Source organism: Paenibacillus spongiae (assembly GCF_024734895.1).
Lineage (GTDB): Bacteria > Bacillota > Bacilli > Paenibacillales > Paenibacillaceae > Paenibacillus_Z > Paenibacillus_Z spongiae.
Window position 1 is genome coordinate 3,580,936 of the sequence record NZ_CP091430.1, and the last position, 26,960, is coordinate 3,607,895.

Annotated in this window: 27 protein-coding genes; 25 read left to right on the forward strand and 2 right to left on the reverse strand. The window is 45.9% G+C overall.

The genetic code is table 11. The features are described from left to right. The first annotated feature begins 109 nt into the window (after positions 1–109). From L1F29_RS16465 to L1F29_RS16515, 11 genes are all read left to right on the forward strand, one after another. On the forward strand, positions 110–919 hold the full coding sequence (locus L1F29_RS16465; RefSeq protein WP_258389378.1) for a hypothetical protein: 810 nt from the start codon (positions 110–112) through the stop codon (positions 917–919). A gap of 358 nt (positions 920–1,277) precedes the next feature. Further along, positions 1,278–1,508: a hypothetical protein gene (locus tag L1F29_RS16470; protein ID WP_258389379.1), complete on the forward strand. Its 231-nt coding sequence runs from the start codon at positions 1,278–1,280 to the stop codon at positions 1,506–1,508. Between the two features lie 271 nt (positions 1,509–1,779). Next, positions 1,780–2,106 (forward strand): hypothetical protein, encoded by a 327-nt coding sequence (locus tag L1F29_RS16475; RefSeq protein ID WP_258389380.1) that lies wholly within the window; start codon positions 1,780–1,782, stop codon positions 2,104–2,106. A 437-nt stretch (positions 2,107–2,543) separates the two neighbouring features. Next, positions 2,544–3,299, forward strand: a complete 756-nt coding sequence (locus L1F29_RS16480) for a creatininase family protein (protein ID WP_258389381.1) — start codon at positions 2,544–2,546, stop codon at positions 3,297–3,299. 300 nt (positions 3,300–3,599) lie between these two features. Then, entirely contained in the window at positions 3,600–4,016 is a 417-nt protein-coding gene (locus tag L1F29_RS16485; RefSeq protein ID WP_258389382.1) for a DUF3888 domain-containing protein, read from the forward strand. Between the two features lie 329 nt (positions 4,017–4,345). After that, a complete protein-coding gene (locus tag L1F29_RS16490) occupies positions 4,346–4,672 on the forward strand; it encodes a hypothetical protein (protein WP_258389383.1) in 327 nt (108 codons plus the stop codon). Positions 4,673–4,932: 260 nt separating this feature from the next. Then, the gene (locus L1F29_RS16495; protein ID WP_258389705.1) at positions 4,933–5,292 is read left to right on the forward strand and encodes a tyrosine-type recombinase/integrase; all 360 of its coding nucleotides are present in this window, start codon (positions 4,933–4,935) and stop codon (positions 5,290–5,292) included. Between the two features lie 5 nt (positions 5,293–5,297). After that, positions 5,298–5,396 (forward strand): hypothetical protein, encoded by a 99-nt coding sequence (locus L1F29_RS16500; RefSeq protein WP_258389706.1) that lies wholly within the window; start codon positions 5,298–5,300, stop codon positions 5,394–5,396. Positions 5,397–5,462: 66 nt separating this feature from the next. Then, positions 5,463–5,798 (forward strand): hypothetical protein, encoded by a 336-nt coding sequence (locus tag L1F29_RS16505; protein ID WP_258389384.1) that lies wholly within the window; start codon positions 5,463–5,465, stop codon positions 5,796–5,798. A gap of 219 nt (positions 5,799–6,017) precedes the next feature. Next, entirely contained in the window at positions 6,018–6,551 is a 534-nt protein-coding gene (locus L1F29_RS16510) for a class I SAM-dependent methyltransferase (RefSeq protein WP_258389385.1), read from the forward strand. Between the two features lie 1,291 nt (positions 6,552–7,842). Continuing rightward, entirely contained in the window at positions 7,843–10,950 is a 3,108-nt protein-coding gene (locus L1F29_RS16515; protein WP_258389386.1) for a glycoside hydrolase family 76 protein, read from the forward strand. Positions 10,951–11,510: 560 nt separating this feature from the next. Here the strand turns inward: L1F29_RS16515 and L1F29_RS16520 are convergent. Continuing rightward, a complete protein-coding gene (locus tag L1F29_RS16520) occupies positions 11,511–12,323 on the reverse strand; it encodes an AraC family transcriptional regulator (protein WP_258389387.1) in 813 nt (270 codons plus the stop codon). A 168-nt stretch (positions 12,324–12,491) separates the two neighbouring features. Here L1F29_RS16520 and L1F29_RS16525 point away from each other — a divergent pair, with 168 nt between their 5' ends. Continuing rightward, a complete protein-coding gene (locus L1F29_RS16525; RefSeq protein WP_258389388.1) occupies positions 12,492–13,316 on the forward strand; it encodes a phytanoyl-CoA dioxygenase family protein in 825 nt (274 codons plus the stop codon). 145 nt (positions 13,317–13,461) lie between these two features. Here L1F29_RS16525 and L1F29_RS16530 read toward each other — a convergent pair whose 3' ends face one another. After that, entirely contained in the window at positions 13,462–13,890 is a 429-nt protein-coding gene (locus L1F29_RS16530) for an exosporium protein C (RefSeq protein ID WP_258389707.1), read from the reverse strand. 163 nt (positions 13,891–14,053) lie between these two features. Between L1F29_RS16530 and L1F29_RS16535 the strand changes: the two genes are divergently transcribed. The 13 genes from L1F29_RS16535 to L1F29_RS16595 all read left to right on the forward strand — a co-directional run bounded on the left by L1F29_RS16535 (position 14,054) and on the right by L1F29_RS16595 (position 26,940). Next, complete coding sequence (locus tag L1F29_RS16535; RefSeq protein WP_258389389.1) at positions 14,054–15,175, forward strand: ABC transporter permease; 1,122 nt, start codon at positions 14,054–14,056, stop codon at positions 15,173–15,175. Beyond that, positions 15,172–15,849 carry an ABC transporter ATP-binding protein gene (locus L1F29_RS16540; protein WP_258389390.1) on the forward strand — a complete coding sequence of 226 codons (678 nt, stop codon included), beginning with the start codon at positions 15,172–15,174 and terminating at the stop codon, positions 15,847–15,849. Before L1F29_RS16535 ends, L1F29_RS16540 begins: the two co-directional genes overlap by 4 nt. Positions 15,850–16,206: 357 nt before the next feature. Beyond that, entirely contained in the window at positions 16,207–17,397 is a 1,191-nt protein-coding gene (locus L1F29_RS16545; RefSeq protein WP_258389391.1) for an esterase-like activity of phytase family protein, read from the forward strand. A gap of 302 nt (positions 17,398–17,699) precedes the next feature. Further along, positions 17,700–19,394, forward strand: a complete 1,695-nt coding sequence (locus L1F29_RS16550) for an NADPH-dependent assimilatory sulfite reductase hemoprotein subunit (protein WP_258389392.1) — start codon at positions 17,700–17,702, stop codon at positions 19,392–19,394. Positions 19,395–19,481: 87 nt separating this feature from the next. Beyond that, positions 19,482–20,315 (forward strand): uroporphyrinogen-III synthase, encoded by an 834-nt coding sequence (locus L1F29_RS16555; protein WP_258389393.1) that lies wholly within the window; start codon positions 19,482–19,484, stop codon positions 20,313–20,315. A 657-nt stretch (positions 20,316–20,972) separates the two neighbouring features. After that, positions 20,973–21,296: a PadR family transcriptional regulator gene (locus L1F29_RS16560; RefSeq protein ID WP_258389708.1), complete on the forward strand. Its 324-nt coding sequence runs from the start codon at positions 20,973–20,975 to the stop codon at positions 21,294–21,296. 2 nt (positions 21,297–21,298) lie between these two features. Next, complete coding sequence (locus L1F29_RS16565) at positions 21,299–21,679, forward strand: DUF1048 domain-containing protein (RefSeq protein WP_258389394.1); 381 nt, start codon at positions 21,299–21,301, stop codon at positions 21,677–21,679. A gap of 2 nt (positions 21,680–21,681) precedes the next feature. After that, on the forward strand, positions 21,682–22,035 hold the full coding sequence (locus tag L1F29_RS16570; protein ID WP_258389709.1) for a DUF1048 domain-containing protein: 354 nt from the start codon (positions 21,682–21,684) through the stop codon (positions 22,033–22,035). Continuing rightward, positions 22,032–22,793: an ABC transporter ATP-binding protein gene (locus L1F29_RS16575; protein ID WP_258389395.1), complete on the forward strand. Its 762-nt coding sequence runs from the start codon at positions 22,032–22,034 to the stop codon at positions 22,791–22,793. Before L1F29_RS16570 ends, L1F29_RS16575 begins: the two co-directional genes overlap by 4 nt. Continuing rightward, positions 22,794–23,564, forward strand: a complete 771-nt coding sequence (locus L1F29_RS16580) for an ABC transporter permease (protein ID WP_258389396.1) — start codon at positions 22,794–22,796, stop codon at positions 23,562–23,564. It abuts the gene before it with no gap. Positions 23,565–23,695: 131 nt separating this feature from the next. Then, a complete protein-coding gene (locus L1F29_RS34595) occupies positions 23,696–23,812 on the forward strand; it encodes a cysteine-rich KTR domain-containing protein (RefSeq protein ID WP_444980955.1) in 117 nt (38 codons plus the stop codon). 168 nt (positions 23,813–23,980) lie between these two features. Further along, positions 23,981–24,676 carry an ABC transporter ATP-binding protein gene (locus L1F29_RS16590; protein ID WP_258389398.1) on the forward strand — a complete coding sequence of 232 codons (696 nt, stop codon included), beginning with the start codon at positions 23,981–23,983 and terminating at the stop codon, positions 24,674–24,676. Further along, positions 24,676–26,940: an ABC transporter permease gene (locus L1F29_RS16595; RefSeq protein ID WP_258389399.1), complete on the forward strand. Its 2,265-nt coding sequence runs from the start codon at positions 24,676–24,678 to the stop codon at positions 26,938–26,940. The genes L1F29_RS16590 and L1F29_RS16595 overlap by 1 nt, the downstream gene beginning before the upstream one ends. Positions 26,941–26,960 lie beyond the last annotated feature (20 nt).

The window sequence follows — 26,960 nt, forward strand, 5'->3', positions numbered from 1 at the left end:
TCGATTTTTATTAGATATACTATAATTAACAAATAAGACTATTTAAAGGAGAATAGAGCTTAATGGTGCATTCCAACGAAACACCGCCCTTGCTGGAAGAGATCATGGCATGGGAGAAGGAGATCAAGCAGAAAGTTCCTTACTTGGAACGGCGACGGGCTATTTTGTGCAATTCGATCTAAATGACAACGGCGGGTACAGTAGTTCTCCAGCTGACACGATCATGTTCGCGGGTACAGGTATGGATGGCATTCATTTTTCCTTCTTGACGGATTTCGGTTCCGTGACTGATTTAAGTTTGGCGCCTATTATTCGCGTCGATCCCATGGATTTTGGAAAATGCGCGAAGATAGTCGCCAAAAATATCAGAGATTTTTTTGCACTTCATTTTTCTGCTCATGAAGGGCTTCTGCTGAACGATTTTGAAGCCAAGGAACACTACCTCGCCTATTTGAAAGAGCAGGAAGGAGACGACGAGGAGGAGAACGAGTATTTCGACAAGAAGAAGTGGCAACGGCAGAAGAACGAGGTGCGTGACAACGCTATGCAGCGATTCGGATTTCAGCCTATCCTTGACGGATATGCCTACATGCAAGAGGTACGGCGAGCACGATGGAACGAACTGATCGTGACCACTTCTGATGGTTTGGGGGTCACAGTATGGGGCACATCAGTCGATTGCCTAAATAGACCGCTTCCTCACCCGTGGCATATGAAGGAAATTCCAAAAAGGAAAGTTGAACGGTTAAAGTCCTATATTGCTAGCGCGGAGCAAGCAGGGCTATTTGGCTTTATCCGTGACTGTCAGGTCCTAGGTGTGGATGATTACGAAGTTATCCAGGCGATCTGCGACCAGCTTATTTCGCTCGGCTTGCCCTTGGAAGCCAAAAGGCTGGCGTATTGTATGGACATCTCCTAATTCTTTAAGCTCATTTTTCTGATCATTGTTAAGCTTTGTATTTGGAAAACCTGTGTAATCTGGGTCGCCTTTTTCCCGGAGCCCCTTCACGCGGACAAAATAACAATCGAAGGTCGATTGTCCTAGGAGCAATTTTCATTTCATTAATGTAAGTGGTTATCGTTAACAAATATGATATTTATGTGCAACTATCCTAACAAAAAAAGCGTTCTATAATATAAATGTATAAATGGAGGGTGCATTTTACGAGAAGGTACGTATTTGAGGAGGAATAGACCCACTCATCTTAGAGCCGCCTCTTTGATGCTTCTAATGTCTCTCTTCTAACAACTCAAAATAGTTAGGGAGGCTTTATTTTATGAAATTATTCAAATCCATGATAGTATCCGTTTCCTGCGTTGCTGCAATGCTCGCACTACCTTTAAGTGCATTCGCAGATACAATAGAAAAAGTCTCTTCTGAAACTTTAGCAATTCAATCAAATGAAACAACAAATCCAAATCCTGGATTCTCTACTCAAGAAAAAATTAGTGAAGAAATATGGAATTCTTGCAATAAATTGCTCCTCCGAATCCTCTTAACGAGGTAGGCTCAAACGAAATTTCAAGCGGCTGTAATGAGTTATAATATTGTGAAGTTATCAACTGGTAACTCGATTACATCAATCAGTTCTTTTTATTTACCTGCTGGTTCTAAACCAACACTGAGACTTGTGCAATCTCCATATAGTGGAGGTGGCACGGTCAAGCAACGTTCCTTCAGGTACTTACAAAGTGGTAATTTATAATCTTGATAATTCGCCAGATATGAAGGGTAACGGGTACATTACACTATAACGAGAGGGGTATGATTTACACAAGATGAAAGCAAAATCTATGTTGTTAGGAGCCACTGCTGGTATTATCATTATTGCAGGTGTGATAGGTGGAAAAACTTTTGCCGAAGACTCACCTTCAAATATCAATCCCAATCCAGACTTTTCAGAACAACAAAAGGTTACACCAGAAGAATGGGTCGAGATAGAAAAAAAAATTTCTACAATTGGAACTGAATTTGGTAACTTCAGACGAGATGACACTTACGACTATTCTAAACTTGAAGATTCTGAAATATCGCATGATGACACCAAAATAAATGCATCGACTAAAGTAATAATTGAAGATCATGGAATATTTGTTAAATTGTGATATTTGCGCCATAGCGTAATTCGATGAATGATTTCGTCAAGAGGCACCATCTGCCACTGACGCGCCTGTTTTAAACAGCCCCGCGCGGGAAGCCCCTGCAGGGCTGTTTTGCGTTTTCAGATGGAAAAAGAGCTGCTCTCGAATGCGCCGTAAGGATCCGTCAAGGGCGCGGTAGCGGCGTAGCGGTCCCTTGACGAGCGTTTCGACGCTCCCACCCTGTCAGCCGTTCCCGAACCCAATTTTTTGAATTAACGGGAAACGATAGCTTAATAAACAACTAAGACGCGGATGCCGGCATGGATCGGCAGCCGCGTTGCGCTAACGGGCAGAAGAGTTTAATGAACAATCGTAGGATATAGTTTAGTTATAGCCGTTTTCCACCGCTCTAAAATGCTACAATTTAATGTATAGATTATGCCTTTTTAGGGAGTGCTAGTATGTTTAGTTTCAAGAACACGACAATGGAAATTTCAATTAGTGGGATTGATGCAGCTGTTCTATCGGTAGGGGCAACGGAACAGTTTGGACCGTACTTACCAATGCATTTAGATACGCTTATCGCAGAGTTATACGCTGATGCTTATGGGAGAGAATTGAACGCATACGTATTGCCTACAATTCCGTTTAATACCTCTGAAGAACATGCCAATTTCAAGGGGACAGTTACGGTAAGCCCCAATATTTTAACAGCCATTTTGGAGGAGATAATTTGCAACCTAATAAGACAAGGCTTTAGGAAGTTTTTGGTCTGTACTGGACATGGCGGATCATATTGGGAGGGGGCTTTCGTCAAGCATATTAATTATAAGTACCCTCAGATTATCTTGATTTCCGCAAATCATAATAATCATCTTGCATGGGAAGAAGCAGTTGAGGCGGCAGGATTAAAAGGCTTAAACGAAATGCACGGTGGTTTATTGTCCGTTTGTACAGCTATGTGGCTTTGTCCTGAATTGGTTAAAACCAATTCAATGGGTTCAGACATACCTTCAGAAAACCGTCTTTATGCAGATTACTTAGGATGGGATAAGCTAACTCTGGATGGTTGTTGGGGAAAGTTTGAAGAAGGAATTTATTCACAAGAGGAACTGGCTGAAAAAGGTAAGACATTTTGGAACACATTTATTCAAAAAAGAACTGAAGGTTTGAAACAAATCCTTGAAGAGGGATACCGTCGAAAAACTCAAGGATGATTCCACTAACGAGGAACGTTAGTTCAACGAGCTCTAGCTACCCGATTTCGAAAACCGGATTCCTTTGTAGAGTAAAGAGTCCGGTTTTTTCATGGAATGAAATTGCTTAGCGTACGATTTTTTCCGTTTCGTGAGGTGACCCCAATATACGACAAATGAAGGCTGCCAGCAGATCCGGCAGCCTTCATTCACATACCAGGCAGCATGGTGTAATGATTCTTCCTCATTTAGGAAAAGATAATCCAAACAATTAGGCGGAAGTGGGGAAGAACTGTGCGCCAACACATTATGATGGTACTCATGTCACTGCTAGTATTCGTCACCTGTCCCTTGAGCACATTTGCCGACGGAGCGCCGCAGACCACTCGACAGAATCATGACTCTAGAGAACTTCAGCTTCAGGACATGCTGATGTTATTTCTAGATCCAGCAATACACGATGCAGTCCAGAATTATTACCAACATGTTCTCAAGGAAACGCCGCTCGTATATCCGTATCAAAGCAGCATCGTACAAATTGAAAGAGTGAATGGATTCCGCGGGTTCATCTTTTCGATTACAGTCGAGGTTATACCTGTTGTGGGACCGCATATTGCTGTCAGCAAGGACCGAATCACGTTTCAAATTTCTGCGGGACCGAAGGTGGAACTGAAAGAATTTCGCCATCTTCAAGACTTTGAACTGCCGCCGCATTGGCAGGATATTTTACGCAAGTAAACTTTAAGGGTGATAGTTCATGCAAATCAAGGCACTGCTTCTTTAATGGCCATGGGCGTATTCGCCGCACCGCCGCTTGCAACCACAGCCGAACAAAATGCGGCGACATCCAAGGCGGTGGCCGCTCCCACTGACTGGGATAATCGGCCGGATCCCGCAATACAATTTGTCAAAGCCATAACACGAAACGACCGTGATCAGGCGCAAAAATACGTGGAGGATTCGTCGAAATTCCTGAGATTCGAGAGAACTCTCGGATCAGCGGGTTCCAAATCGTTTCCTCCCCAGAGGAGGGCGTAAAAATTCTGCTAGCTCATTTTGACGATGAGGTGCTGAAGGGCGAACGGCTCGCTTTCATCTGGGAACTGACGGTCAAGGGGGATCGCATCACAAAGATCCGGGTCCTGTACGACGGCGCGAATCCATTGGTCGATGAAGCGCGGCTAATTCGTGAATATCAAAACAAGTTTAAACGGCACGTACTGGTACCTACTGAATTCCCGTTTAAGGTTACCCGGTTCAACGGCTACATTGATGGGGATGAATCGCTCATGTTGGTCTATAGAAGTGATGAATTGAACCGCTTCTTCCGGGTCGATCGCGGTGGAACTGGAACGGTACAAAGGGAAGGACGATATGTACTATACGTTGAATGACGGAACAAAGGCTCTGTATAGGCCCAAGTTCGAATTGGGCTATGAACTTCGTTTCCAGAAGAACGAGATGCTCTATACGCTTGCAATTGGGAACAAGAAAACATTGAATGCGAAATTAAAGCAACAGAAGAATTACTTAAAATTGCGAATTCCATGGTATAAGGAAGCAAGCAAAAGTACCTGGCTACCATTCACTCAGTCATTTTTTTGCGCTAACGGGACATCTGAAGATCTCATGTCAGACACTAAGGGAAAGAGCGCTGCTTGAGTTTCTCTACAGTACAGGCTGCCGAATTGGAGAGGTTGAGAAGATAAATATTGAGGATCTGAACTGGGAGAACTGCTCTGCCATTGTAGATGGCAAGGGTTCAAAGCAAAGAGAGTTTTACTTCACCACCGAGTGTAAAGTATGGTTGAAGAAGTATTTAGCCAGTCGTGAGGACTCATGTAAAGCCCTATTTGTAACCGATACAAATCCAGTAAAACGAATGGCCATTCCAACGCTCAGGTGGGCATTAAAGCGGCTTGCAGACCGGGGAGAGATTGAAGCAAATGTATACCCGCATCGCTTTCGTCATACCTCTATGCATGCCAGCTCCTTGATAACGGAGCGCCGTTAGATTTCATACAAGGCATGTTGGGGCATGAAAAAGCATCAACTACCCAAATATATGCTCAGCTGCGCGGCGAACGCCGGCGAGAACTTTATCGTCGGTTCTTATAACGTCGCTTTGCTTTTGAGCATGGCATTAAATTGGCCATAGTCCAAAATAAAGAGGGGAAAAGAAACTTGGATAGCAAATTAACTCCTAAACAACAAAAACGACAGCAAGAACGTGAAATTATTGATGAGTATCACAAATTGGTAACTGAAGAAGCTCTGGAGCCTCTGTATCAATCTTTTTTGGGATGGAAATCAGGGTCTTTGCCGTATTTCGAACTAACAGAGCTAATCCATCTTTTCCATAAGAAGAACCAGGAGATCTACAAGGACTTCACGTATACTGATCGTAAAGAACTCATTCTACTTGCCAAACTGAAATTGGGCCGTTTAACTGAGGAGGATACTATAGAAAATAAGCGGCTTTTAGAATTTTGGGGATACGAGGACAGAACCTCTAGTTAAATTAATGTAAGCCGTTCAGTATGGCGCCGATGATCCAACAGAAGTCATTCACAGGGAGCAGATAACGAGGAGTTGTTCCCTTGTTTTCATTAAGCTATTGGGCAGTATAGCGTTGTAGCATACGTCCATAAATTATTAAAGATAAACTTTCTCCCTTATAAGCAAAATGAAATGGTATTATTGTGGTAATTTGTGGAGTGGAAAATGGAGGGAATACAAGTGGATAATAAAGCAGATGTAAAAAATCTATGGAATGATTGGTCGGATACAACATGGTCAAAATACCGCACTGATGAGGAAATTTCAAGAATCATAAAACATCCAGAATCAGCCTTTCATCATACTACACACACAATTATAAAGAATATTTTTCCGAATTTGGAGGGTAAACGAATTTGTGTGCCTTCAAGTGGCGATAATCGTGCTGTTTTTGCTTTTTCTTTAATGGGGGCAAAAGTAACGTCTTGCGACATATCCGAAAGGCAACTAGAAAACGCTGCTGAAATAGCTAAAAAGAATGGCTGGGATATTGAATTTATATGTGATGACACAATGGAGTTAAGCAATATTCAAAGTGATGAGTATGATTTTGTCTATACTTCAAACGGCGTTCATGTTTGGATTAATGATTTGCATTCGATGTATCAAAATATCCATAGAATACTTAAAAACAACGGTGCTTATATAATGCACGAAATTCATCCCTTCACCCGCCCTTTTGGAGATAACACGGAAAGAATAACCGTGGTGTAAATATACAAATAAGTTGGTCCCTTACATTGGCTGAAACCCTTGATAAATCAACACCCCAATTAAAAGACAAAATTAATTAATGTTCGTCCCATGAAAAATCGCACATACATTAAGTTCGTCCCTTAAAAATTGGATTTTTACACAGATCAAAGAAGCCCTCCAAACGGATGTTTACATCCAAAATTTGAGGGCTTCTTCTTTGAGTGGCTTTTTGTATTATGATATCGTAAATCCGCGCTAATGGAGAAATTTATTCCCGAACGCGGTGGCGCATAAACGATCGTATTTGTTTTTGCGTCCTGAAGAAGGGTCAGTACATTGTCTTATATTGTACGTTTTTGTGGCGGCAATCTTAGCCTGAGCATCATTTTCGTGACAGTCATCATCTTGACAGTTCTTTATGTCATCTTGCGTCCGAGAAAAGGTAACAAAACTGTCTTTAATGCGTGGTTTTAGTTATGTTCGTAACGCTTTCATCGTCATTGCGTTTTGCGGCTATATATTAAATTTTCAGTGATTGCCCCAAGCCTCCCTGCCCCGACCGGTAGGAAAAGCACTGCCAAATAGGCGGTGCTTTTTATTATTCGTTTGAAAAACGGAATCACCTTGTCATAGCCGTCACCTTATACTTAAACGCCGGCGGCTCTCCCACGGTAGCTACTAAAAGAACGTGGTATGCCGTAATAACAGTTGCGGTGATAGACACAGGAGCAGACATATACCACAACGGACTGAGAAACTACATATACACAAATGCAAATGAAACAGTAAACGACACAGATGACGACGGTAACGGATTTATAGATGATGTGAACGGCTGGAATTTCACAATGGCAATCACGCTGGCGAAAATCTCACGCACACTCGGCTGCGATATAGAGGATTTGCTTGAACCAGAATAACAGCTGTATATTAACAGAAAATCATTGCAAAAAAAGAACCTCTGTGCCAAATCATATGACGCAGAGGTTCTTTCTTCATAACTTTGTTTTATACTAAACATGTTTACTTTTATATATAATTTGGTATGATTGTAAATATAAAACAAGTGTGATTTCAGTTAATTGCGCAATATGTATAAAAAGCAAAAACAATATTTTTTGCGCATTTTAACTGGTTGCAATAAAAACATAAGCAAAAAAATTTGTAAAAGGAGGCAGGAAAAGAGAGCTCGACTCTGAACCAAATGAGCGCTTAACCACGTTGCGCGTCAGCAATGCGGCTGAAAACGGGGAACCCCAACCTAACAATAAAAGAGGCTTAAAAATATTTTAACGGAGGAGCTGAAAAAATGAAAAGACTTCTTTCATTAGTCCTTGTTGTTTCAATGCTTTTCGCCTTTGTTATTCCGGCAGCGGCAAACCCAGATAAGAATAACGGCAATGTTCCTGCAAGTGAGACATACGGCGCGGTTGCTGAGGCAAAAATCCTAAAACAAACCGGAAATACCAATCTGATCAGCATAACTGTTAAAGTTACCGATAATAAAGGCAGAAGTATAACAGCCGCCTATGGTACGTTTGAATTAAAAAAGAATTCGGCGGCAACATTTGAGGTAGGTGCATACACGGTTTATGTAAACACTTACGGCAACGATAAAATTGATGTATCCCTGATAAACGAAGTCAGCGAAATGCTGATTCCGGACGAAGAAATACCCGAAGATGTTTCTGTTTCGGGAACAGGAGTACTACAGCCTGACGGAAATCTGAAAGTATTCCTCAGTATAACCAAAAACGGAATCATAAATGCATTCGGTTCAGTTCTTATGGCAAAGAATTCATCTGAAGTATTCAAAATCGGCGGATATGACGTATTCGTAAGTACATACGATGAAAAGCATATTTATGCTGTCCTCACCAATATAGAAGAAACCGAACCTGTACCCGAGCCTGAGAGCTCTACCTATCTGGTGCAAAATATTACCAGTCAGGCAAATATCAATTACGGGGGCGACCAGCAGCAATCAGGACGTTTGGGAACTCATACCGTTTATTGGGATAACGGCGGCAGCAGTAACAATCCAAACGGTACAAGCCGCTTTATTCAATTCACAGTAAATGTTCCTGCCGAAGGCTTATACAAACTTGATTTCAGATGGTTCACACGCGGAGACAATTCAAGAAGAATGAAAATCAACAGCGAACTGTATGAAATCCTGTATTTTACAAGAAAAGATATAAACACTTGGGAAAACAATGTCATTTACAGACCGCTCCAAGCAGGAGAAAATACCATACGCATCTGGTATCATAACAGTGGTACCGAAAGACCTATGGACCCATGGCTTTTCATTGATTCCCTTAAAGTCACCGCTTACGACGGAACCGCCGAGCGGAACACTTTCTGGAATGATTTCGCAAATGTCCTGACTTTAAATGTAAACACTTTAAATATTACGGACGCAGACGGAATAAACGCGGCTCTTGCAGCCTATGAAAACCTGACCTACGTTGCGAAAACACTCCTCGAAAACGAAAAATCATTGCTTGACGCTTTAAAAGCAGGCGTTACGGAACTTGAAAAAGGACGCGATGAAATCCTCAATAATTTCGGATTTGCGGATGTTCTGTCGAAGAGCATCACTTCCCTGAAAATCACCGACGCAGGCAGATTATACGCTGCTCTTGCTGCATTCGCAGCTCTGCCTGAGTATTCCAAGACTCTGCTTGTCGCCGAGAAATCCCTGCTTGATGTTCTGGCGGTGAGAATGGCGCTCCTTGAAAAGGGCGACACGGTAACCGTTATGCTGGAGGACTGGCTCAATGCCTACCTCAAGGACAGAGGCAACGGAGTATATTCCACATATCTCTGGAGCGACAAATCATCGAGCGGCGAGGAAACCGGATTCTGGCAGGCAGCCAATGTCTACGAAGTATTCAACGACTACTACGAATACACGACAGACCCTGCTGAAAAAGAACTGTTCAAAAAATATATGGACGGCTACCGCACCCGGTTTCTTGACGGAAGCTTCTCATGGAGCGGAACATGGAAAAACAACGAATACACCGACGACTTGTTATGGTGGTCAAACGCTTTCATACGCACCTACACCCTGACAGGCGATGAAAGCTATCTTGCAGTCGGAGAAGAAATATTCAAACATCTTTATGTGCGCGCGTGGGATACCAGAGAGATTTCCGATGCACACTATTATTCAGGCGTGCAGGGCGGTCTGCTGTGGAAATTCAACAAATCCTCAAACTGGGACGGAAGCTATCCCAATGACAGCAATAACTCAAACGAAAAGAATATCGCCACCAACGGCAACGGCACAATAGCTGCGGCACGCCTTGCAAGGATATACGCTGCCAAAGGCGATATAGTAACAAGCGGATATTATGCAGACGTAGCAAAAGGAATATATGACTGGATGCGCGCTTCAATGGTAGCGGATTACAACACAGGAAAGATTTGGGACAACTTCCAGTCGCAGGCAGGCAAAAATGGTCCCCGTGACTGGCAATTCTCCTATAATTACGGACTGTTCGGCGGAGCAGCCTATGAAATGTGGGTCAACACAGGCGATGACAGTTATTTAGCCGATGCGAAATTAGTCCTTAACTACGGCTGGGCAACACTGACGCTTGACGACGAGCTTACTTTCAAGATGGAAGGCGGCATGGACGGCGGCGACGGCGCAAGCTTCAGGCTCGTATTTGCGCGCTACACAGGGCTCGTTGTGAAAAGCCCCGAATTCGCCGAATTTGGGAAATATATGCTTGCAAACGCATATCAGACGTGGAATTTCCGCAGGTCAGGCGACGGTCTTGTGGGTGAAAGCTCCATTTTCGAAACCGACAGCGCGACCCGTATTCCTTCACCTATCGCGGCATACGGCGTTCTGATGCAGATTTATTCCGATTTCAACCCCAATATAACTTATGGCTTCGAAAACGGTCTGACAAAATGGAAAACAGGTTATAAAACATTCGCCGAAGCGGCAGGGGATAAAACTGTCAGGTTTGACACTCATTTTATAAAAGGCGGAAACGGATTCGGTGCAAATGAAGGTCCTTCATATCTGTTTGATTATACTTCTCTGGAAAATGCGGGTACAAATACGAAATACGGCGGAGGCGTGCCTTACTGGGCGGAATGGAATTATGACAATGCGTTCATCGCAAGCCGCCTTATTATTGCCACGGCAAACGACAATATGTCATGGAATCGCCGTATGGGCGACGGATGGACTCTTTCGGGTTCAGACGACGGTGTTAACTGGAATATAATATATATAGGAAAAGCCGATGATTATTCCAATTTCAACAATACTTTCTATTCATTTGATTTAACAGATAATACTGCCGCATATTCTTATTACAAACTTAATTCGGAAACAGGCGGAGACGGAACTACAGTTCAGTTGTCTGTTGTCGCACTTGCCGCAGATTAAGCGATTTTTCTTCGGTAACTATTTGGGAACTATTATCGCTGAAAACCATAAAAAATCACTGAATACCGCTGAAATTGATTTTCGCAAAACGGCTTGTCAGTACGGTTCATCTTCCATTATAAAACACTGCGGAGCAATTTCCCACACAATTCTAAGCAGTAGGCAAGCTGAACGAGTTCAGCTCAAGTTCGAATCTCACCAGGATCGCCAGACCGGGAAGCCCGGCAGCTAAACAAAACTACCCGATTGAAGCTGTATTAAGCCACAATCGGGTTTTTGTGTTTTGTGGTGATTTTAGCATTTTTAACGTTTTTACCGTCCGTGGAAACTATTTGGGAACTACGGACGATCAAATTGGAAAATACACAAAAATTTATTTGTTATGTTTACCTTTCTTCTTCCCGAACAGGCTTTCCAGTTTGTCCGCCGCTTTTGATTGGTTTTTAATATCGCATATTTAACTCGAGATATAGGTTCTCCTTATATTTGTAGTTCATTCATTTTTTGATCATATGTACGCCATAGGCTGTGGTGTTTATCGCAAGAATATACTTTTATATTCAACGGTTGATGCTGCGCCGGTACTCCCGGGGCGAGACACCGTATCGCTGTTTGAAGAGCTTGGAGAAATGAAACTCGTCGTAAAAACGCAGCGCGGCGGCAATCTCTTTTACCGATGCGTTCGTCGTTTCCAGCGAAACTTTGGCAGAGGCGAGCTTTAGCTCCTGCATGTAACGGTTGGGCGACATCCCGGTCATTGAGCGGAATCGGGCATAGAAGGCGGTCCGAGACAAACCGATTGTCCTCACAAAATCGTCGATCGGCACCGGCTCGCCAATGTTCTTGTGCATTTGGAACAGGATTTCATCCAATTCAGCGTACCGGCTCGTTTCATTCGAACAATGATCCCGCGCAAGCAGCAGAAGAAGTTCTTGTACATGTAGATGGGCTGAATAGGCATAACCTTTATTCTGTATGATCAAATGGTCGATCAACTGTTCGCAGACGCGGACGGCTTCCGACTTTCTGGAGAAGAAGAGGGGTTCGCTCACCGTTAAATCCAGCTGGTGCACCATATCCAAGTTATCGAACTCAATAAAGTAAAACTTCCAATTCCCGCCCACGCACCGGTACGTACAAGGGGTATTGGCAGGAATAATATAATAAGTACTGGGATTAAGCTCGAACGGTTCCCCTGTCCATGCGATTTCGCCCTTACCCTCGAAAGTAATAAACATCCCTGGTGTCGAGAAGCCGGATTTTTGGATTGCGCTGTAAGAATCGTCCGAATGAACCTTCCAGATGGAAACAAAATGACATACCGGCTGCGTCTGACGTTCCTCAAGCTTGTAGGGGATATTCATATAGGCCATGAGAGATTGTACACCTCCATTGGATAATATACATGAAATATCGTTATATATCGTTATTTTCAAGAGAAATATGTACGATTATACATGAATACGTTCGAGGTGTACATGTCAATAAAACCTCATTGCTTATACAATGATTTTACAAACAAGCGAAAGAGGGTAAGTTTGATGCTGGTTAAAGTTGGCAGCCGCGATTTGGAGCTTGGCGGGCCCCATTTGACGGAACTTAGAAGTTCTAACGATATTTTGCATGATATGAACGCCGTGCGCGAGAGGTTGGCTGAAGACGGTTACTTGTTCATTCGCGGGTTCCACGATCGCGAGCAGGTACTGAAAGCACGGACGAGCATTTTGGAAAAGATGAACCGGATGGGGAAGCTCGATAGGGATACGCTGCTCGAAGACGGCTATATGGCGGACGGCGGCAGAACGATTTTCATGGGTGGCACGAACGAGGATTTGCCGGAACTTCTAACCGTACTGAACGGGAATCATATCATGCGATTCTTTGACGAGTTATACGGGGAACGGTCTCTTACCTACCATTACAAATGGCTTCGGGCCATCGGTAAAGGCGATTATACAGGCGCACATTATGATATCGTGTATATGGGACGAGGCACCCATAACCTGTATACTGTATGGTCTCCGCTGGGCGATATCAATTACGCAATGGGAGGGCTAACGATCTGCCTCGATTCCCATAAATTCGAGAATTTGAAACAATCATACGGAACGCAAGATTCCGACCGTGACAGCATCGGTGCGTATACGGATGATCCGCTCGCGATCACGGAAAAATACGGCGGAAAGTGGGCGACATCGGAGTTTCAAGCGGGAGATGTCCTTATATTCGGCATGTTTCTCATGCATTGCTCGCTGGAAAACACGACCGACCAATACAGGCTCAGCGTTGACACGCGTTACCAATCGTCTCTGGAACCAATTGATGAGCGTTGGAGCGGAAAGAAGCCACGCGGTCATTTCAAGTAAAACGCTTGGATAGGGATAACAAAAACAGGCAGGAGCACTTTCAAAGGTGTCTCCTGCCTTTGTTCGACTGATGCTCCATAGCCATGCTGATGAGGCGAGGAAACGGTAATGAAAGAGCACCTTATTCAGGTCTTTCAAATCAAAATTAGCTTGTCGTTCTTACAGCTAGCCCACTGAAAGAAATCGGACCGACAACATCGGCTCTGGTATTTCTCGTTTGGTTTTCTGCGGTTACCGTATAAACATGACTGCCAGATCTTACATTCCTATCGATCGCCTGAAAGGTAACAGCATAGTTTTGTTCAGAAGCGGCAGATTCTATGCCTTGAACGGTATTGAAAATCTCTACTCCATCACGGAAGATTCTAAAGAGGATTTGAGCGATACCGGTAACCCCGCGGACACCAACCGTTGCCACTAATTCTACCCGATTAGGCTGAGCGTTCAAGACGGGTATTCTTAACCGAATTGACGCTAGACGAGTGCGGTTTGGCGATTGTCGGATAATAATTGTATTTGCTAAACTGAATCTGCGTCGTGGCTCAACGGCAGCCTTATCAAGAATACGAACCAAAAACATCAACTCCTCTCTTTTATGTCCTCATAGTATGTTGAAAATAGTATTTTGCTTGGATGATAGCTCAAATAAGGAATTGTTAACGACTCTGTAACCGGTTATTCATTCTCCGTTCATGTTCGCTTGCTATCCTCTAGTCATTACGAAGGAGGTAAGCATCATGTATCTAGCTATTCGAGAAATGAGGTTTGCTAAGGCCCGGTATACGTTAATCGCTACAATAATGCTGCTTGTTGCGTTTCTTGTTCTATTCGTCACAGGTCTTGCACAGGGGCTTGCATATGACAATGCAGCTTCTGTTAAGAATATGAGTGCCACTCATTTCGTCTTGGAACAGGATTCCGATCACCGCTTCACCCGTTCGCAGGTGGATCAAACTACGATTGAACAAACAGGTAGAATAGTCGGAGAAAAGAATGCAGAGCCCATTGGGCTCAGAATGACGACAGTCATTCCGTCTGGAGAGACTCAGAAGATTGATATAACATTGCTTGCCGTGAATCCGGAAGGCTGGCTCGCGCCAACGGTAATCAAAGGTTCATCCAATCCGGAACAAGGACAAGTTCTCGTTGATCAAAAACTGGCTGATTCAGGAGTAGGTATTGGAACAGTGATCGAAGATCAAGCTTCGGGATCGAGATGGACCGTAAGCGGCTTTGTGAAAGACGAATCATACAGCCACACGCCGGCTGTATTTCTGAATAAGAAGGATTGGCTCGATCTCCAGGCGCAGTCACCTGCCCGACAAGGTTCAGAACTGTCAGCCGTAAATCAAGAATACAACGCGGTTGCCATTAAAGCCTCTGAAGATAAAGTTAATGAGATTACGGCTGCGCTGCCCAATTCGGAAGTAATCACGAAGTCGGAGGCAGTATCTGCGATTCCGGGTTACAAAGAAGAGCAAGGATCGCTCATGATGATGATTGTATTCCTTTTTGTTATTTCTGCCTTTGTACTAGCTGTATTCTTTTATGTCATTACGATTCAGAAAACCAGTCAATTCGGGATATTGAAGGCGATTGGAACGCGCACTGTTTATTTAGCAAGAAGTGTGACGCTGCAGGTTTTAGTCTTATCGGTCGGAAGCTTGGCCATAAGTGTTTTGCTCGTCAAACTTTTTGAAGCCATCTTGCCAAGCTCAATGCCATTTCAATTAAGCTTCTCCACCTTGGCAATGACTTGCCTTTCCTTTATTCTCATGTCTCTGGCCGGTTCGCTATTCTCCGTGTGGAAAGTTGCCAAAATTGACGCCTTAGATGCGATTGGGAGGACTGCCGTATGACGAACAGACTTGTATTACAGGAGATTACACATACCTTTGAGGATGGCGGTTTCGAAAGAACCGTTTTGGATAAGCTAAACCTGGAGGTTGCCGAAAGTGAACTGGTTGCGGTAATGGGCCCTTCAGGTTCAGGCAAGAGTACATTCTTGTCCATCGCAGGAGCGCTTCTTGAACCGACAAGCGGCCAAATTCAACTCGATGGAGAATCCATTATCGGCAAAGAAAAGCAAGAGCTATCTGACCTGCGGCTTCAAAAAATCGGTTTTATATTCCAAAGCGCCAACTTAATTCCATACTTGAAGGTGGAAGAGCAGCTGATACTGGTCGCCAAGCTTGCCGGAATGGACAAGCCCAAGGCCGCTAAACGGGCTAAAGCTTTACTCGATAAGATGGGGTTATCTCATCGAAGAACCGCATATCCAGACAAGCTGTCAGGGGGAGAACGCCAGCGGGTCGCAATAGCAAGGGCCTTCATGAATGACCCGGCTGTCCTGTTCGCAGACGAGCCGACAGCAAGCCTGGATGCTTCAAGAGGACACGATGTTGTAAGCATGATCGCGAAGCAAGTGAAGGATCAGGGTAAGAGCGCGGTTATGGTCACCCATGATGACCGGGTGCTGCCGCTTTGTGATCGGGTGCTATATCTTGAGAATGGACAACTCATCGAAAAATGATCTTGAGGCTCCTAATCATCCACTCTAGTAAGGACAATAAATAGAGGCGGCAGTCTAGACTTAGTTATGAGTCTTGGCTGCCGCTGTTTCTTTTTGCCGAAACAGTGACGGTTCTCAATTGTGTAATAACAGGTTCGAAAACCTAGCTGAAAAGATAGGCTTTTTGTATTTATCCGAACATTGCCCTTGTCGTCGAGGCGACGGCTTGTCTTGGAGGGTCATGCGGATGGCGATCGGGGATGCTTGTTAAACTTCTGTAAAGCAGCCTCCGTCATATTGTTTAAACCAATCGCTTTTTTTATAATAAGGGTGCTTCTGGTAGATGGGGATCTTTACTAATTGGGAGAAGGTGAAGAGATGAAATTCGTTAAGCTTATTTCTATAGGTGTTATTGCCGGTTTGGCGGTCACGGCTAATTTTGACATTGCTCACGCCAAACAAGAGAAGCATGGCAAGCATCAAGAGGAACGGACTGTCGGTCAGCTCACATTTATTGGCGAGCAAAGATTTTCGAACGATACAGTTTATAATGAGACGCTTGTTGGCGGACTTTCCGGTATTGATTACGACAGCAAGACCCATAAGTGGATCATGATTAGTGATGATCGTTCAGACAAAAGCCCCGCCAGATACTATACCGCGAAGCTGAAATATGATACGGATGGTTTTTCATCCGTCAAGATCACGGGTGTCACCGAATTCAAACAGCCAGACGGCACTAATTATCCGAACAAGACAGATTATGCCGCGAATAACAAAGGGATCGTACCGGATTTTGAATCCATACGCTTCGACCCCATGAGCAAATCGGTCTGGTATACGAGTGAAGGCGATCGGAATCTTGCTTTCAACCCTTTCATCCGTCAAGCTTCCTTGCAAGGGAAGTACCTGTCTGCTTTCCGGATTCCTGAAGCTTTCAAATTCGTTCCAAGCAATACGGGTGAAATACAACAAGGTTTCCGCAATAATCTTGCCCTAGAGGGAAGCAGTTTTTCTCCTGATGGAAAATACTATTTTACTTCGATGGAATCGTCGCTCTATCAAGATGGAGATGTATCAACGGTACTATCCGGTTCCTATTCACGCATCACGAAGTACAACCGAAACGGTAACATCCTTGCCGAATATGCCTATCCTGTCGATGCAATCCCCGCAGAGCCGGGACCAGGCAAGAATGCTGACAATGGCGTGTCGGAGATGCTGGCCGTTAACGATCATCAGTTCCTGATCCTTGAACGTTCAGGCGTACAAGCGACAGACGGAAGCTATTCCAACTACATTCGGATCTATGAAGCGGATATCGACCAAGCGACGAATGTCAAAGATCTCGATTCTCTGACAGCAGGGCAATTTACCCCCGTATCGAAGCGTTTGGTTCTTAATCTCAACTCATTGGGCTTAGCCAAACTGGATAATATTGAAGGCATCGCTTGGGGGCATAAACTCAAGAACGGACACGATAGCCTGGTTCTCGTTTCCGATAACAATTTCAACGCCTCACAAGTCACTCAATTGCTGGCGTTTGACGTATCTCCTGCAGGAAAGTAATGTTCTACCCTACAAAAAATCCCGCATTCTCTATAACGGCAAGATTTGAAGACCATCCACATAGGATGGTCTTTTTGGTGCAGAGCGTCTTATTTGGGAAAGGCTCACTTTAATCCTATTCGGAGACCACCAACTCAAAAAATGGCTGCAGATGGCCTGGAATAGCCACTACAAGAATGATGGCGGAGTGAATGGATCATTCAATTGGATGGTTATAAAATTACCATATTTGGATGGTTTATCTGGAACTCGAATCCTATATCATATTGGTTAAGTCGGAATTAAGAAGAGGAGTGAGTTCTTTGTCAGCAGCAGACGAGGAAAAGGTTTCGAAAGTCGAAATCATCAAGCGGCAAAGCCGTCGCCTTCGGGGCACCATTACAGAGGCCCTACAGGACGATCAGACCAAATTTTCTGATGATAATGTCCAGGTGCTCAAGTTTCATGGCGTCTATCAGCAGGATGACCGCGATCTGCGGGCACAATTGAAGCATGAAGGCAAAGAGCGGCATTACAGCATGATGATCCGCGCCCGCATTCCGGGAGGCGTGCTGTTCCCGGATCAATACTTGGTGTTCGACCGCCTGGCAGACGAGTACACGGAATATAAAAACATGCGCATTACGACCCGTCAGACGTTACAGCTTCACGGGATTCTCAAAAGAAATCTGAAGACGACGATCAAGACCCTGAATGAAGCGTTGGTTACGACGCTCGGGGCTTGCGGAGATTCCGGCCGCAATACGATCTGCTGCGCGGCACCAGGAGATGAGCCATTCCGTGACGAGATGCGCCATGATTTGCTTGCACTGGCAGATCGATTGAGCGCGAAGACGAATGCCTATCATGAAATCTGGGTAGATGGCAAGCCCGTTGAGCTGGGTGAAGGCGAAACAGAGGAGCCTCTTTACGGGGAGGTCTATCTTCCGCGCAAGTTTAAAGTCGCCATCGTACCGGAAGGGGATAACTGTCTCGATGTGTACGACAACGATCTCGGGCTCGTAGCACATATTGAGGGCGGTCATATTGTAGGCTACACCGTACTGGTTGGCGGAGGTATGGGACGGACGGCTATCGACCAGGATACATATCCAAGACTTTCCAGCCCGCTGTGTTATGTCGCCAGGGATGAAGCAGTCGAAATGATTCTGGATACATGCGTGGCCATTGTTACCATCGAACGGGATTTCGGCGACCGCTCCAACCGAAGATTTGGCCGCATGAAATATCTGATTGACCGGCGCGGAATGGAATGGTTCCGGGAAGAAGTTGAGACGAGATTGGGCCGCAAGCTGGTGCCCCCTCGGCAGCTGGAGTGGCTTAGCGGAAACGACCATCTCGGCTGGCATGTGGAAAGAGAAGGGATCAGCTATCTGGGTTTATTCATTCCATATGGACGCATAAAGGATACGGAGACGATGCGGCTGAAATCGGCACTCCGCGATATCGTGCATGAATTCCGCCCGATGATCCGCTTCACATCACAACAGAATGTCATTCTCAGCGGGATCGCAAATGAGCTTCGTCCAGCCATTGAAGCACGGCTGCGGGAGTCGGGTGTGCCGCTTCCGGATGAATTGTCGCATGTCCGGCAGAACACGATGGCCTGTGTATCGCTGCCGACATGCGGTCTTGCCGTTGCGGAGTCGGAGAGGGCATTGCCGGATCTGATGCCGCAGTTTGAGCAGCTGTTTGACGAGTTAGGACTTACCGATGAAGATATCACGATACGGATGACCGGATGTTCGAACGGTTGCGCGCGTCCGTACAATGCCAATATTGCTTTTATTGGCCGGGCACCCGGAAAGTATGACATCTTTTTGGGCGGAAGCTCGCTAGGCATCGCTTTGAATGAGCGGTTCCAAGAAACGGTGCCGTTTGAACAACTAGCACATTCGGTGCGTCCCGTATTGGAATCCTTCGTTCAAAAACGGGAGGGCAGCGAGGATTTCGGGACTTATTGGCGTCGCGCCGGCGTGTTGAAATATTGCCATTAAGATACTGGAGTAATAGTGTCATGCAGAAGAGGACGTCCCTTCAACGGTTTCTTGCCATTATGAGGATCCATCGTAAGGAGTGATTGTATGGCGAAAGGATTGGAAGGAAAACGTATTGCGATTACCGGATCTCGCAAAATACAAGAGCTGAGCAAAATAATAGAGCGGCAAGGCGGTATACCTATCGTTCGTCCGCAGCAAGGAATGTTGGTGCTGCAAGAGCACGAAGTTGAGCATGATCTAACCCAATTGATCGAAAGCGGGACAGACTGGGCTATTTTCACAACCGGAACCGGTCTCGAAGCCCTGCTTCAACAAGCAGAGCGGATTGGTGTTTACGAGCGTCTGCTGGAAATTGTGAGGCAGACTAACGTTGGCGCAAGAGGATATAAGACCGTAGCCATGTTAAAGAAGCTGGGAATTCAGCCGATCGCCATCGATGACGATGGTACGACGGAAGGGCTCATTCGGGTACTGCAAGCGTACGATTTTTCAGGTCTAGGCGTCACGATTCAGCTGCATGGCGAGCCAATGCCTTCTTTAGTCACTTATTTGGAAGGGAAGGGAGCTGTCGTTCGAACGATCCTGCCGTATAAGCAAGTGGCTCCGGACCGTGACATTTCGGAACGGTTATGCCGGGAAATCCTCGAAGGTTCCGTCGATGCCGTCTGTTTTACAACTGCGGTACAGGTTCGGTATTTTTACCAATATGTCTCAAGTCACGGTAAATATCTGGAGATCAATGAAAACTTCCATAATCGGGTACTCGCGGTTGCAGTCGGCCGGGTAACGGCAGAAGCTTTGAAGGAAGCAGGAGTTAGACGTGTATTGGTGCCGGAAAACGAACGAATGGGTGCCATGATCGTTGAGGTGGCTCGCTATTATCGGAATAAAACGGCTTTGCAAGGGATGGTAGAATGATTCTCCAGCGAGGTCAAGAATTGCATCCAAATGGAGTCGCGCGCTGCGCGGCTTTTTTTTATGTTATTGGAACTTGAAGGGGATAAAGAATATCCTGAATCCGTGATGTAAGAATGAGTTCTTAGGATCGTACAAATTGGACAATGATCACAGATTCAGGTTTATATGATTCTCCCCAAAAAGTACCACCCAATGGAAACTCTTCTCGATTCCTTCAAGAATTGGCCCATGGCAACAAGATGAAACGATGTTCATCATGCTGGCCTGCAATGCCTCGGCCAGACTAAGATGAGCACTCTCTTTGCCGGCTGTTCCGCAACATAAGTGACTTCTTCTCGGGCAACTTTTTTATGAATCAGTTCCGGTAATTGTACGCGGTAATCGTCCGGATACTTCTCGAGTTGGAATGGCCCGGATAGCTGCTCAATTAGCATTTCAGCCATTTGTATTTCAGCGGGTTTAACTGTCGAAGTTTTTGGAAGGATCGGGACTTGATCCACTGGTCTTACTTCATCTGCATAATAAAACGTATCCAGCGCTAGGCAGCCGCCCCGCATTACCCGGACCGTATTGACACACCACCTACTACGTGTTACTATATAGCTGTAGTAAGTAATACTTCATACCAGTGATACAGAATAGCAAGGGGTGATTATGCTGGAAAACCTAACGGAAATGCTCAAAGGTGTGCTTGAGGGCTGCGTCCTTGAAATTATAAGCCGCAAAGAAACCTACGGCTACGAAATCACGCGGCGGCTGAACGCCCTCGGCTTCCAAGATGTTGTAGAGGGAACGGTGTACACTATCCTGATCCGGCTTGAAAAAAGCAAGCTGGTAGAAATCACCAAAAAGCCCTCCGACATGGGACCGCCGCGAAAGTTTTTCGCGCTCAACGAAGCGGGGCGTGAGGAACTGCGGATGTTTTGGGAAAAATGGGAATTTGTTGCATCGAAAATCAACCAATTAAGGGAGGAGCAGTAACAATGCTTGATTCTATTATAAAGTTGATAATAGGCGACATGGAAGAGAAACGAGCCTATAAACAAATGATGAAGAGGGTTGACGCCCTGCCGAAAGATTATCGGTTTGCATTTCGCAAAATTCAACATTATATGTTTACCGTTGGCCCCCCTGGCGGTGACATGACGTTATTTACAGACTTGACGATGTTTACGGACTTAGTGGATTTATTTGAAGCAAGCGCGGCAGAGGGCAGACAGGTTCTTGATGTCATAGGCATTGATGTCGGCAAGTTTAGTGATGAGTTTATGCGCGCATCGGTTATCAATACTGAAAATACTGAAAAGCTGCGAGAAAAGCTAAACAAAGAGATTATGGAAAAATTTAATAAGGAGGGACAATAATGATGCTGGAGCTTATCAAAAAAATGATCGGGGACAAAAAAGAGTATAGGGAGCAAATGGCAAGGGTAGATGCGCTGCCTGAAGACTATCGGTTCGTATTTGAAAAAATCCATGGATACATGTGGAGTTTCGCGGGAGGAGACGGCTCTGACATGTTGAAAACTCAGCGCGAATTGATAGAGTTGTTTGAAGCCAGTGCAGCGGAAGGCAAGCACGTTCTTGACGTGACGGGCGAAGATGTTGTCGGGTTCTGCGACGAGCTTTTGCGCGATACGAAAAAATGGACGGATAACTTTCGCAAAAAATTAAACCGCGACATGATGAACAAATTCGGAAGGGGGAACGATTCTAAATGAAAGACATCTCAATTCAAGTAAAGGATTTAAAAAAATCCTTCAAGACCACGGAAGTCCTAAAGGGCGTGGATTTTGAGGTGGAAAAAGGCAGTATTTTCGCTCTGCTCGGCTCCAACGGTGCGGGCAAGACAACGATTGTCAATATCCTCACCACGCTGCTCAAACAGGATAGCGGAACTGCCACCGTAAACGGCTTCGACGTTGCGGCAAAGCCCGAATATGTGCGGCAGTCGATCAGTCTGACCGGGCAATTCGCCGCAGTGGACGAGATTTTGACCGGGCGGGAAAATCTGATCATGATTGCGAAGCTGCGGCATCTTAATCATCCGCGTCAAGTGGCGGACGATTTGCTGAAACGCTTCGGCTTAACCGACGCCGCCGACCGCAAGGCGTCCACCTATTCGGGCGGTATGCGCCGCAGACTCGATATCGCCATGAGCCTAATCGGAAAACCGCAGCTTATTTTCCTCGATGAGCCGACCACCGGCCTTGACCCCGAGGCACGCATTGAGACTTGGAAGATTGTCAAGGAGCTTGCCGAAGGTGGAACGACTGTATTCCTGACCACTCAATATTTGGATGAGGCTGAACAACTTGCCGATAGAATTGTCATTTTGCATGAGGGTAGGATTATTGCCAATGGCACGCTTGAGGAACTGAAAAAGCTGTTCCCGCCCGCAAAGGTGGAGTATGTGGAAAAACAACCTTCATTGGAGGAGATATTCCTCACAATCATTGGTAAAAAGGAGGAAAAGTAAATGGAGACGGCAAAGAATCACTTTTTCAGCGATATGGGCGTTATGGTTGGACGTTCCATGCGCCATATTTTCCGCAGTATGGACACCATCATCACGGTCTGCATCACTCCGATTGCGATGATGCTGCTGTTCGTTTATGTGTTCGGGGGTGCCATTCAGGCCGGAACGGATAACTATGTGAATTACCTGTTGCCTGGCATACTCCTGATGGCAATTGCAAGTGGAATTTCTTACACGGCTTACCGTTTGTTTTTGGATAAGCAACGGGGCATCATTGAGCGGTTCCACACCATGCCGATTGCGCGTTCCGCCGTGCTGTGGGGGCACGTGCTGACCTCGGTGGTATCCAACGTCATTTCTGTTGTCGTCATCATTCTCGTAGCGCTCATTATGGGTTTTCGCTCGTCGGCGGAGGTACTGTCTTGGCTTGCCGTAGCCGGTATACTCGTGCTGTTTACGCTGGCCTTAACTTGGGTCGCTGTGATTCCCGGACTGACCGCAAAATCGGTAGAAGGTGCAAGCGCGTTTTCCTATCCGCTTATCTTCCTGCCATTTATCAGTTCGGCATTTGTTCCGACCGAGTCGATGCCGACGTTCGTTCGCGTCTTTGCCGAAAACCAGCCGGTGACCTCGATCGTGGAAGCCATTCGTGCTCTGCTGTCGGGGCAACCTGTCGGAAATGATATTTGGGTTGCGCTCGCGTGGTGCTTAGGCATACTGATCGTCGCATATCTATTTGCGATGCGCGCATACAAACGGAAAGCAGCTTAATGTTTGCAGGCATTAAAATGATAGTGGTCAACAAAAATATCAAGTAAAGGGATGGTAGAGTGTGTAATTACGAGTGGATATTATGCCCGGTCTGTTGCAACAAAACACGGGTCAAGATACGTGATGATACGGTGCTTGAAAACTTCCCGCTATTTTGTCCCAAGTGTAAACAGGAAACGATAATCAATGTAAAACAACTGAATATGTCAGTTATCAAAGAGCCAGACGCTAAGACGCAGAGCCGATAACATGTGAGATTGTTCACAGTTATCGGCTCTTTCTTTTATGTATGGTGCGCTGGATGAATTTATATATTGACTTTACGGCAGAAATGACTGCGGACATGGAGCAGACCATAAAAAATGAACTTAATCAAATGTTGGAACTAATAATAAATAGAATGGTGGGGTGTTTATATGTTTTTATCAGTATCAAACCTTACGAAAAGCTATAACACAGGGATTATTACCCATGTGCTCAAAGGCGTGGGGCTGGAACTGGAAAAAGGGCAAATCGGAGTAATATTCGGGCCCTCCGGTTCGGGTAAATCTTCGCTGATGAACATTATAGGCGGGGTTGACAAGGCCGACGGCGGCACTGTCGAAGTGGACGGCGAGCGTATTACAGATTTAAACGACAGCCAACTGGTTGAATACAGGCGGGAGAGCGTGGGCTTCGTCTTCCAGTTCTACAACCTTGTGCCGAACCTCACGGTAGCCGAAAACATCGAGGTTGTATCGAACATCAGTAAAACCCCACTTAAAACAGACGAGGTGCTTTATGCTGTCGGACTTTCCGACAAAAAGAACCGTTTCCCCCGGGAACTCTCCGGCGGCGAGCAGCAGCGCGTGTCAATCGCACGAGCCATCGTCAAAAATCCAAAGCTCCTGCTCTGCGATGAGCCCACCGGAGCGCTGGACCTCGAGACCTCGCGGGGCGTGTTGTCGTTGCTCCAAAAAGTAAACGCGCAGTTTGGCACGACCATACTGATGATTACCCACAACAGCGCCATCGCCGGTATGTCGCACGCCATATACAGGCTGAGAAGCGGCGAGGTGGCGGAAGTTACGTACAATTCCGAAATTATCCCGGCGGAAAGGATTGAATGGTAATGGCACTGCGAAAACGCGTATGGCGTATCATAAAGGAAAACAAAGGGCAGTATTTCGGTATCTTTATTCTGATTCTTTTAGGCAGCTTTTATTTCATCGCGGCTACAGGCGTAGCAAATAACCTCGAAAAAATGGTCGTCGGGTTTGCCGAAGAATACAGGCAGGAAGACCTGACATTTTCGACAGACATGCCCATTGAGGATATTGCGGCGCTGGAGGGCGAATCCAGCGCGCTGATAGAGGTTTACCGGCAGTACGACGTCAAACTGCCCGACGGACAGAACCTGTCTGGCGGGGAGCTGCGGCTGCTCAGCCTTTCTTCCAAAATCAATATCCCGGCAGTATTATCAGGGCGGGGTCTTGAAAACCTGGGGGATATTTTGCTCGATCCGTATTTTTGCCAGACGCAAGGCTTGAATATAGGCGGTCAAATAGAGCTAAACGGCAAAACCTTCAATATCGTAGGTACAATGGCCGTACCCAATTACGTTTATATCCTCAAAAACCTTTACGATGTGCTGCCAACCAGCGGTTTTGGCATCGGGATGGTTTCCGGCGCGGATATCGAGGCGTTCCCGGAGGCGATCACGGTTTATGCGGCATCCTTTGAGGACAGGGAAAATATAAATGCACAGACAGCGAAGCTGCATGAGCTTTTAACCGAAAAAGGGTACTCCCTTTCCGAATGGCTGGACGCTAAGAATAACAAGCGCATCAGTATGCCTTGGTCAAACATTTCCAGCATGAAGTCTATGAGCTTTCCCGTATCAACCGCTTTTTTCCTTCTTTGCTGTCTTATTGTAGGCGTGATGATCATGCGCATAGTTAAGTCCGACGGCGTAGTCATCGGAACGCTGTACGCGCAGGGCTACCGCCGCCGTGAACTGACCCGGCACTATATGGCGATCCCTGTGTTGCTGTCCGCAGCAGGAGGTTTTGCCGGCACACTGCTTGCGCTGCCGTGTGTAAGGCCCGTTGTTGATTCTATGCTGATTTATTACATCCTGCCTGATAAAGGCATTACCTTCTCTCTATTAAACCTAGCGCTTGCCGTGCTGATGCCGGTGGCTTTCATCGGTCTGTCAAGTTTTCTTACGATACGCAAGGTACTAAAAAAAACCGCTGTCGAGCTGATGAAAGGAGACGAGCAAAAAGCAAAGGTGAATGTTATAGAACGCGCACTCCGGCTGGATCGGTTTACATTCAATACCAAATTCCGGATACGCGAGCAGGTACGAAGCATACCGCGTCTGTTGTTCTTAGTGCTGGGCGTGTGCGCCGCGTCGATGATACTGATGTTTGGTTTTACCTTCAACTACTCGATGGATGTGGTGATGGACAAAGGGGCGTTGGAGAGATACCAGTATCCCTTGGAGTATAACTTCAAGGAAGTACGGAATATAGAGGATGGAGGTATTCCCGAAGGAGCGGAGCCGTACAACACGTTACGCGGCTATCCCGAGGGCAGGGAATCGGTTGAGTATTACCTGGTTGGTATGAAGCCGGATTCCGTCGGCCTCAAGATGAACGATATGCAGGGCAACGCGCTGTCGAGGGATCAAGTAAATATCACGTCTCCGCTGGCCAGCCGGCTGAAGCTCAAGGAAGGGGACACGATCAGTTTTGTAAACAAGCTGGATGGAAAATCATACAGTCTGACAATCGACGGGATCGTCGAAGCCTACGGCGAGCAATTTGTTTATATGCCCCTTGACGAGTTCAACCGCATGACCGGTCAACCTCTCGGAAGCTACCGTACCGTGATCAGCAGCCATGAGATGGATTTTGACGAAAGTCTGCTTGCCGGCGTGATGGATGCGCGGTATCCCGAGGCGTATGAAGACCTATCCATGCCAACGACGCTGATAGTTGGGTCTGTAACGGCCTTGGCCGTGCTTATTGCGGTCATTATTATCTTCCTTGTGACGTCGCTGATGATTGACGAGAGCCGGAACACCATCTCTCTGCTCAAGGTATTGGGCTACCGCGGGAAAGAGCTGGCTATGCTGATTCTGAACAGCTCTACGCCGGCGGTGTTTATTGGCTTCTGGCTGGGACTGCCGTTAATGCTGGTCTTCGGGAACAACCTGTACGGTTATGTCGCGGAAATGATCAATATGATGATACCCATGATTGTGAACCCGCTATATATCCTGATAAGCTTCGTGTTGATCTTTGCGGTATACGAGATAACCAAGCGGCTGTGCGGAAGGAAGCTCGCGAAGATATCCATGAGCGAGGCGCTGAAAGCGGGCACGGAGTGAGTTGTTTGGTCGCACCCCAA

What these genes read in the sequence shown, in the direction of transcription:
- L1F29_RS16465 (WP_258389378.1), top strand. Translation starts at nt 110, where the DNA reads ATGGGAGAAGGAGATCAAGCAGAAAGTTCCTTACTTGGAACGGCGACG.
- L1F29_RS16470 (WP_258389379.1), top strand. Translation starts at nt 1,278, where the DNA reads ATGAAATTATTCAAATCCATGATAGTATCCGTTTCCTGCGTTGCTGCA.
- L1F29_RS16475 (WP_258389380.1), top strand. Translation starts at nt 1,780, where the DNA reads ATGAAAGCAAAATCTATGTTGTTAGGAGCCACTGCTGGTATTATCATT.
- L1F29_RS16480 (WP_258389381.1), top strand. Translation starts at nt 2,544, where the DNA reads ATGTTTAGTTTCAAGAACACGACAATGGAAATTTCAATTAGTGGGATT.
- L1F29_RS16485 (WP_258389382.1), top strand. Translation starts at nt 3,600, where the DNA reads ATGTCACTGCTAGTATTCGTCACCTGTCCCTTGAGCACATTTGCCGAC.
- L1F29_RS16515 (WP_258389386.1), top strand. Translation starts at nt 7,843, where the DNA reads ATGAAAAGACTTCTTTCATTAGTCCTTGTTGTTTCAATGCTTTTCGCC.
- L1F29_RS16520 (WP_258389387.1), bottom strand. Translation starts at nt 12,323, where the DNA reads ATGGCCTATATGAATATCCCCTACAAGCTTGAGGAACGTCAGACGCAG.
- L1F29_RS16525 (WP_258389388.1), top strand. Translation starts at nt 12,492, where the DNA reads ATGCTGGTTAAAGTTGGCAGCCGCGATTTGGAGCTTGGCGGGCCCCAT.
- L1F29_RS16535 (WP_258389389.1), top strand. Translation starts at nt 14,054, where the DNA reads ATGTATCTAGCTATTCGAGAAATGAGGTTTGCTAAGGCCCGGTATACG.
- L1F29_RS16540 (WP_258389390.1), top strand. Translation starts at nt 15,172, where the DNA reads ATGACGAACAGACTTGTATTACAGGAGATTACACATACCTTTGAGGAT.
- L1F29_RS16545 (WP_258389391.1), top strand. Translation starts at nt 16,207, where the DNA reads ATGAAATTCGTTAAGCTTATTTCTATAGGTGTTATTGCCGGTTTGGCG.
- L1F29_RS16555 (WP_258389393.1), top strand. Translation starts at nt 19,482, where the DNA reads ATGGCGAAAGGATTGGAAGGAAAACGTATTGCGATTACCGGATCTCGC.
- L1F29_RS16565 (WP_258389394.1), top strand. Translation starts at nt 21,299, where the DNA reads ATGCTTGATTCTATTATAAAGTTGATAATAGGCGACATGGAAGAGAAA.
- L1F29_RS16570 (WP_258389709.1), top strand. Translation starts at nt 21,682, where the DNA reads ATGCTGGAGCTTATCAAAAAAATGATCGGGGACAAAAAAGAGTATAGG.
- L1F29_RS16575 (WP_258389395.1), top strand. Translation starts at nt 22,032, where the DNA reads ATGAAAGACATCTCAATTCAAGTAAAGGATTTAAAAAAATCCTTCAAG.
- L1F29_RS16580 (WP_258389396.1), top strand. Translation starts at nt 22,794, where the DNA reads ATGGAGACGGCAAAGAATCACTTTTTCAGCGATATGGGCGTTATGGTT.
- L1F29_RS16590 (WP_258389398.1), top strand. Translation starts at nt 23,981, where the DNA reads ATGTTTTTATCAGTATCAAACCTTACGAAAAGCTATAACACAGGGATT.
- L1F29_RS16595 (WP_258389399.1), top strand. Translation starts at nt 24,676, where the DNA reads ATGGCACTGCGAAAACGCGTATGGCGTATCATAAAGGAAAACAAAGGG.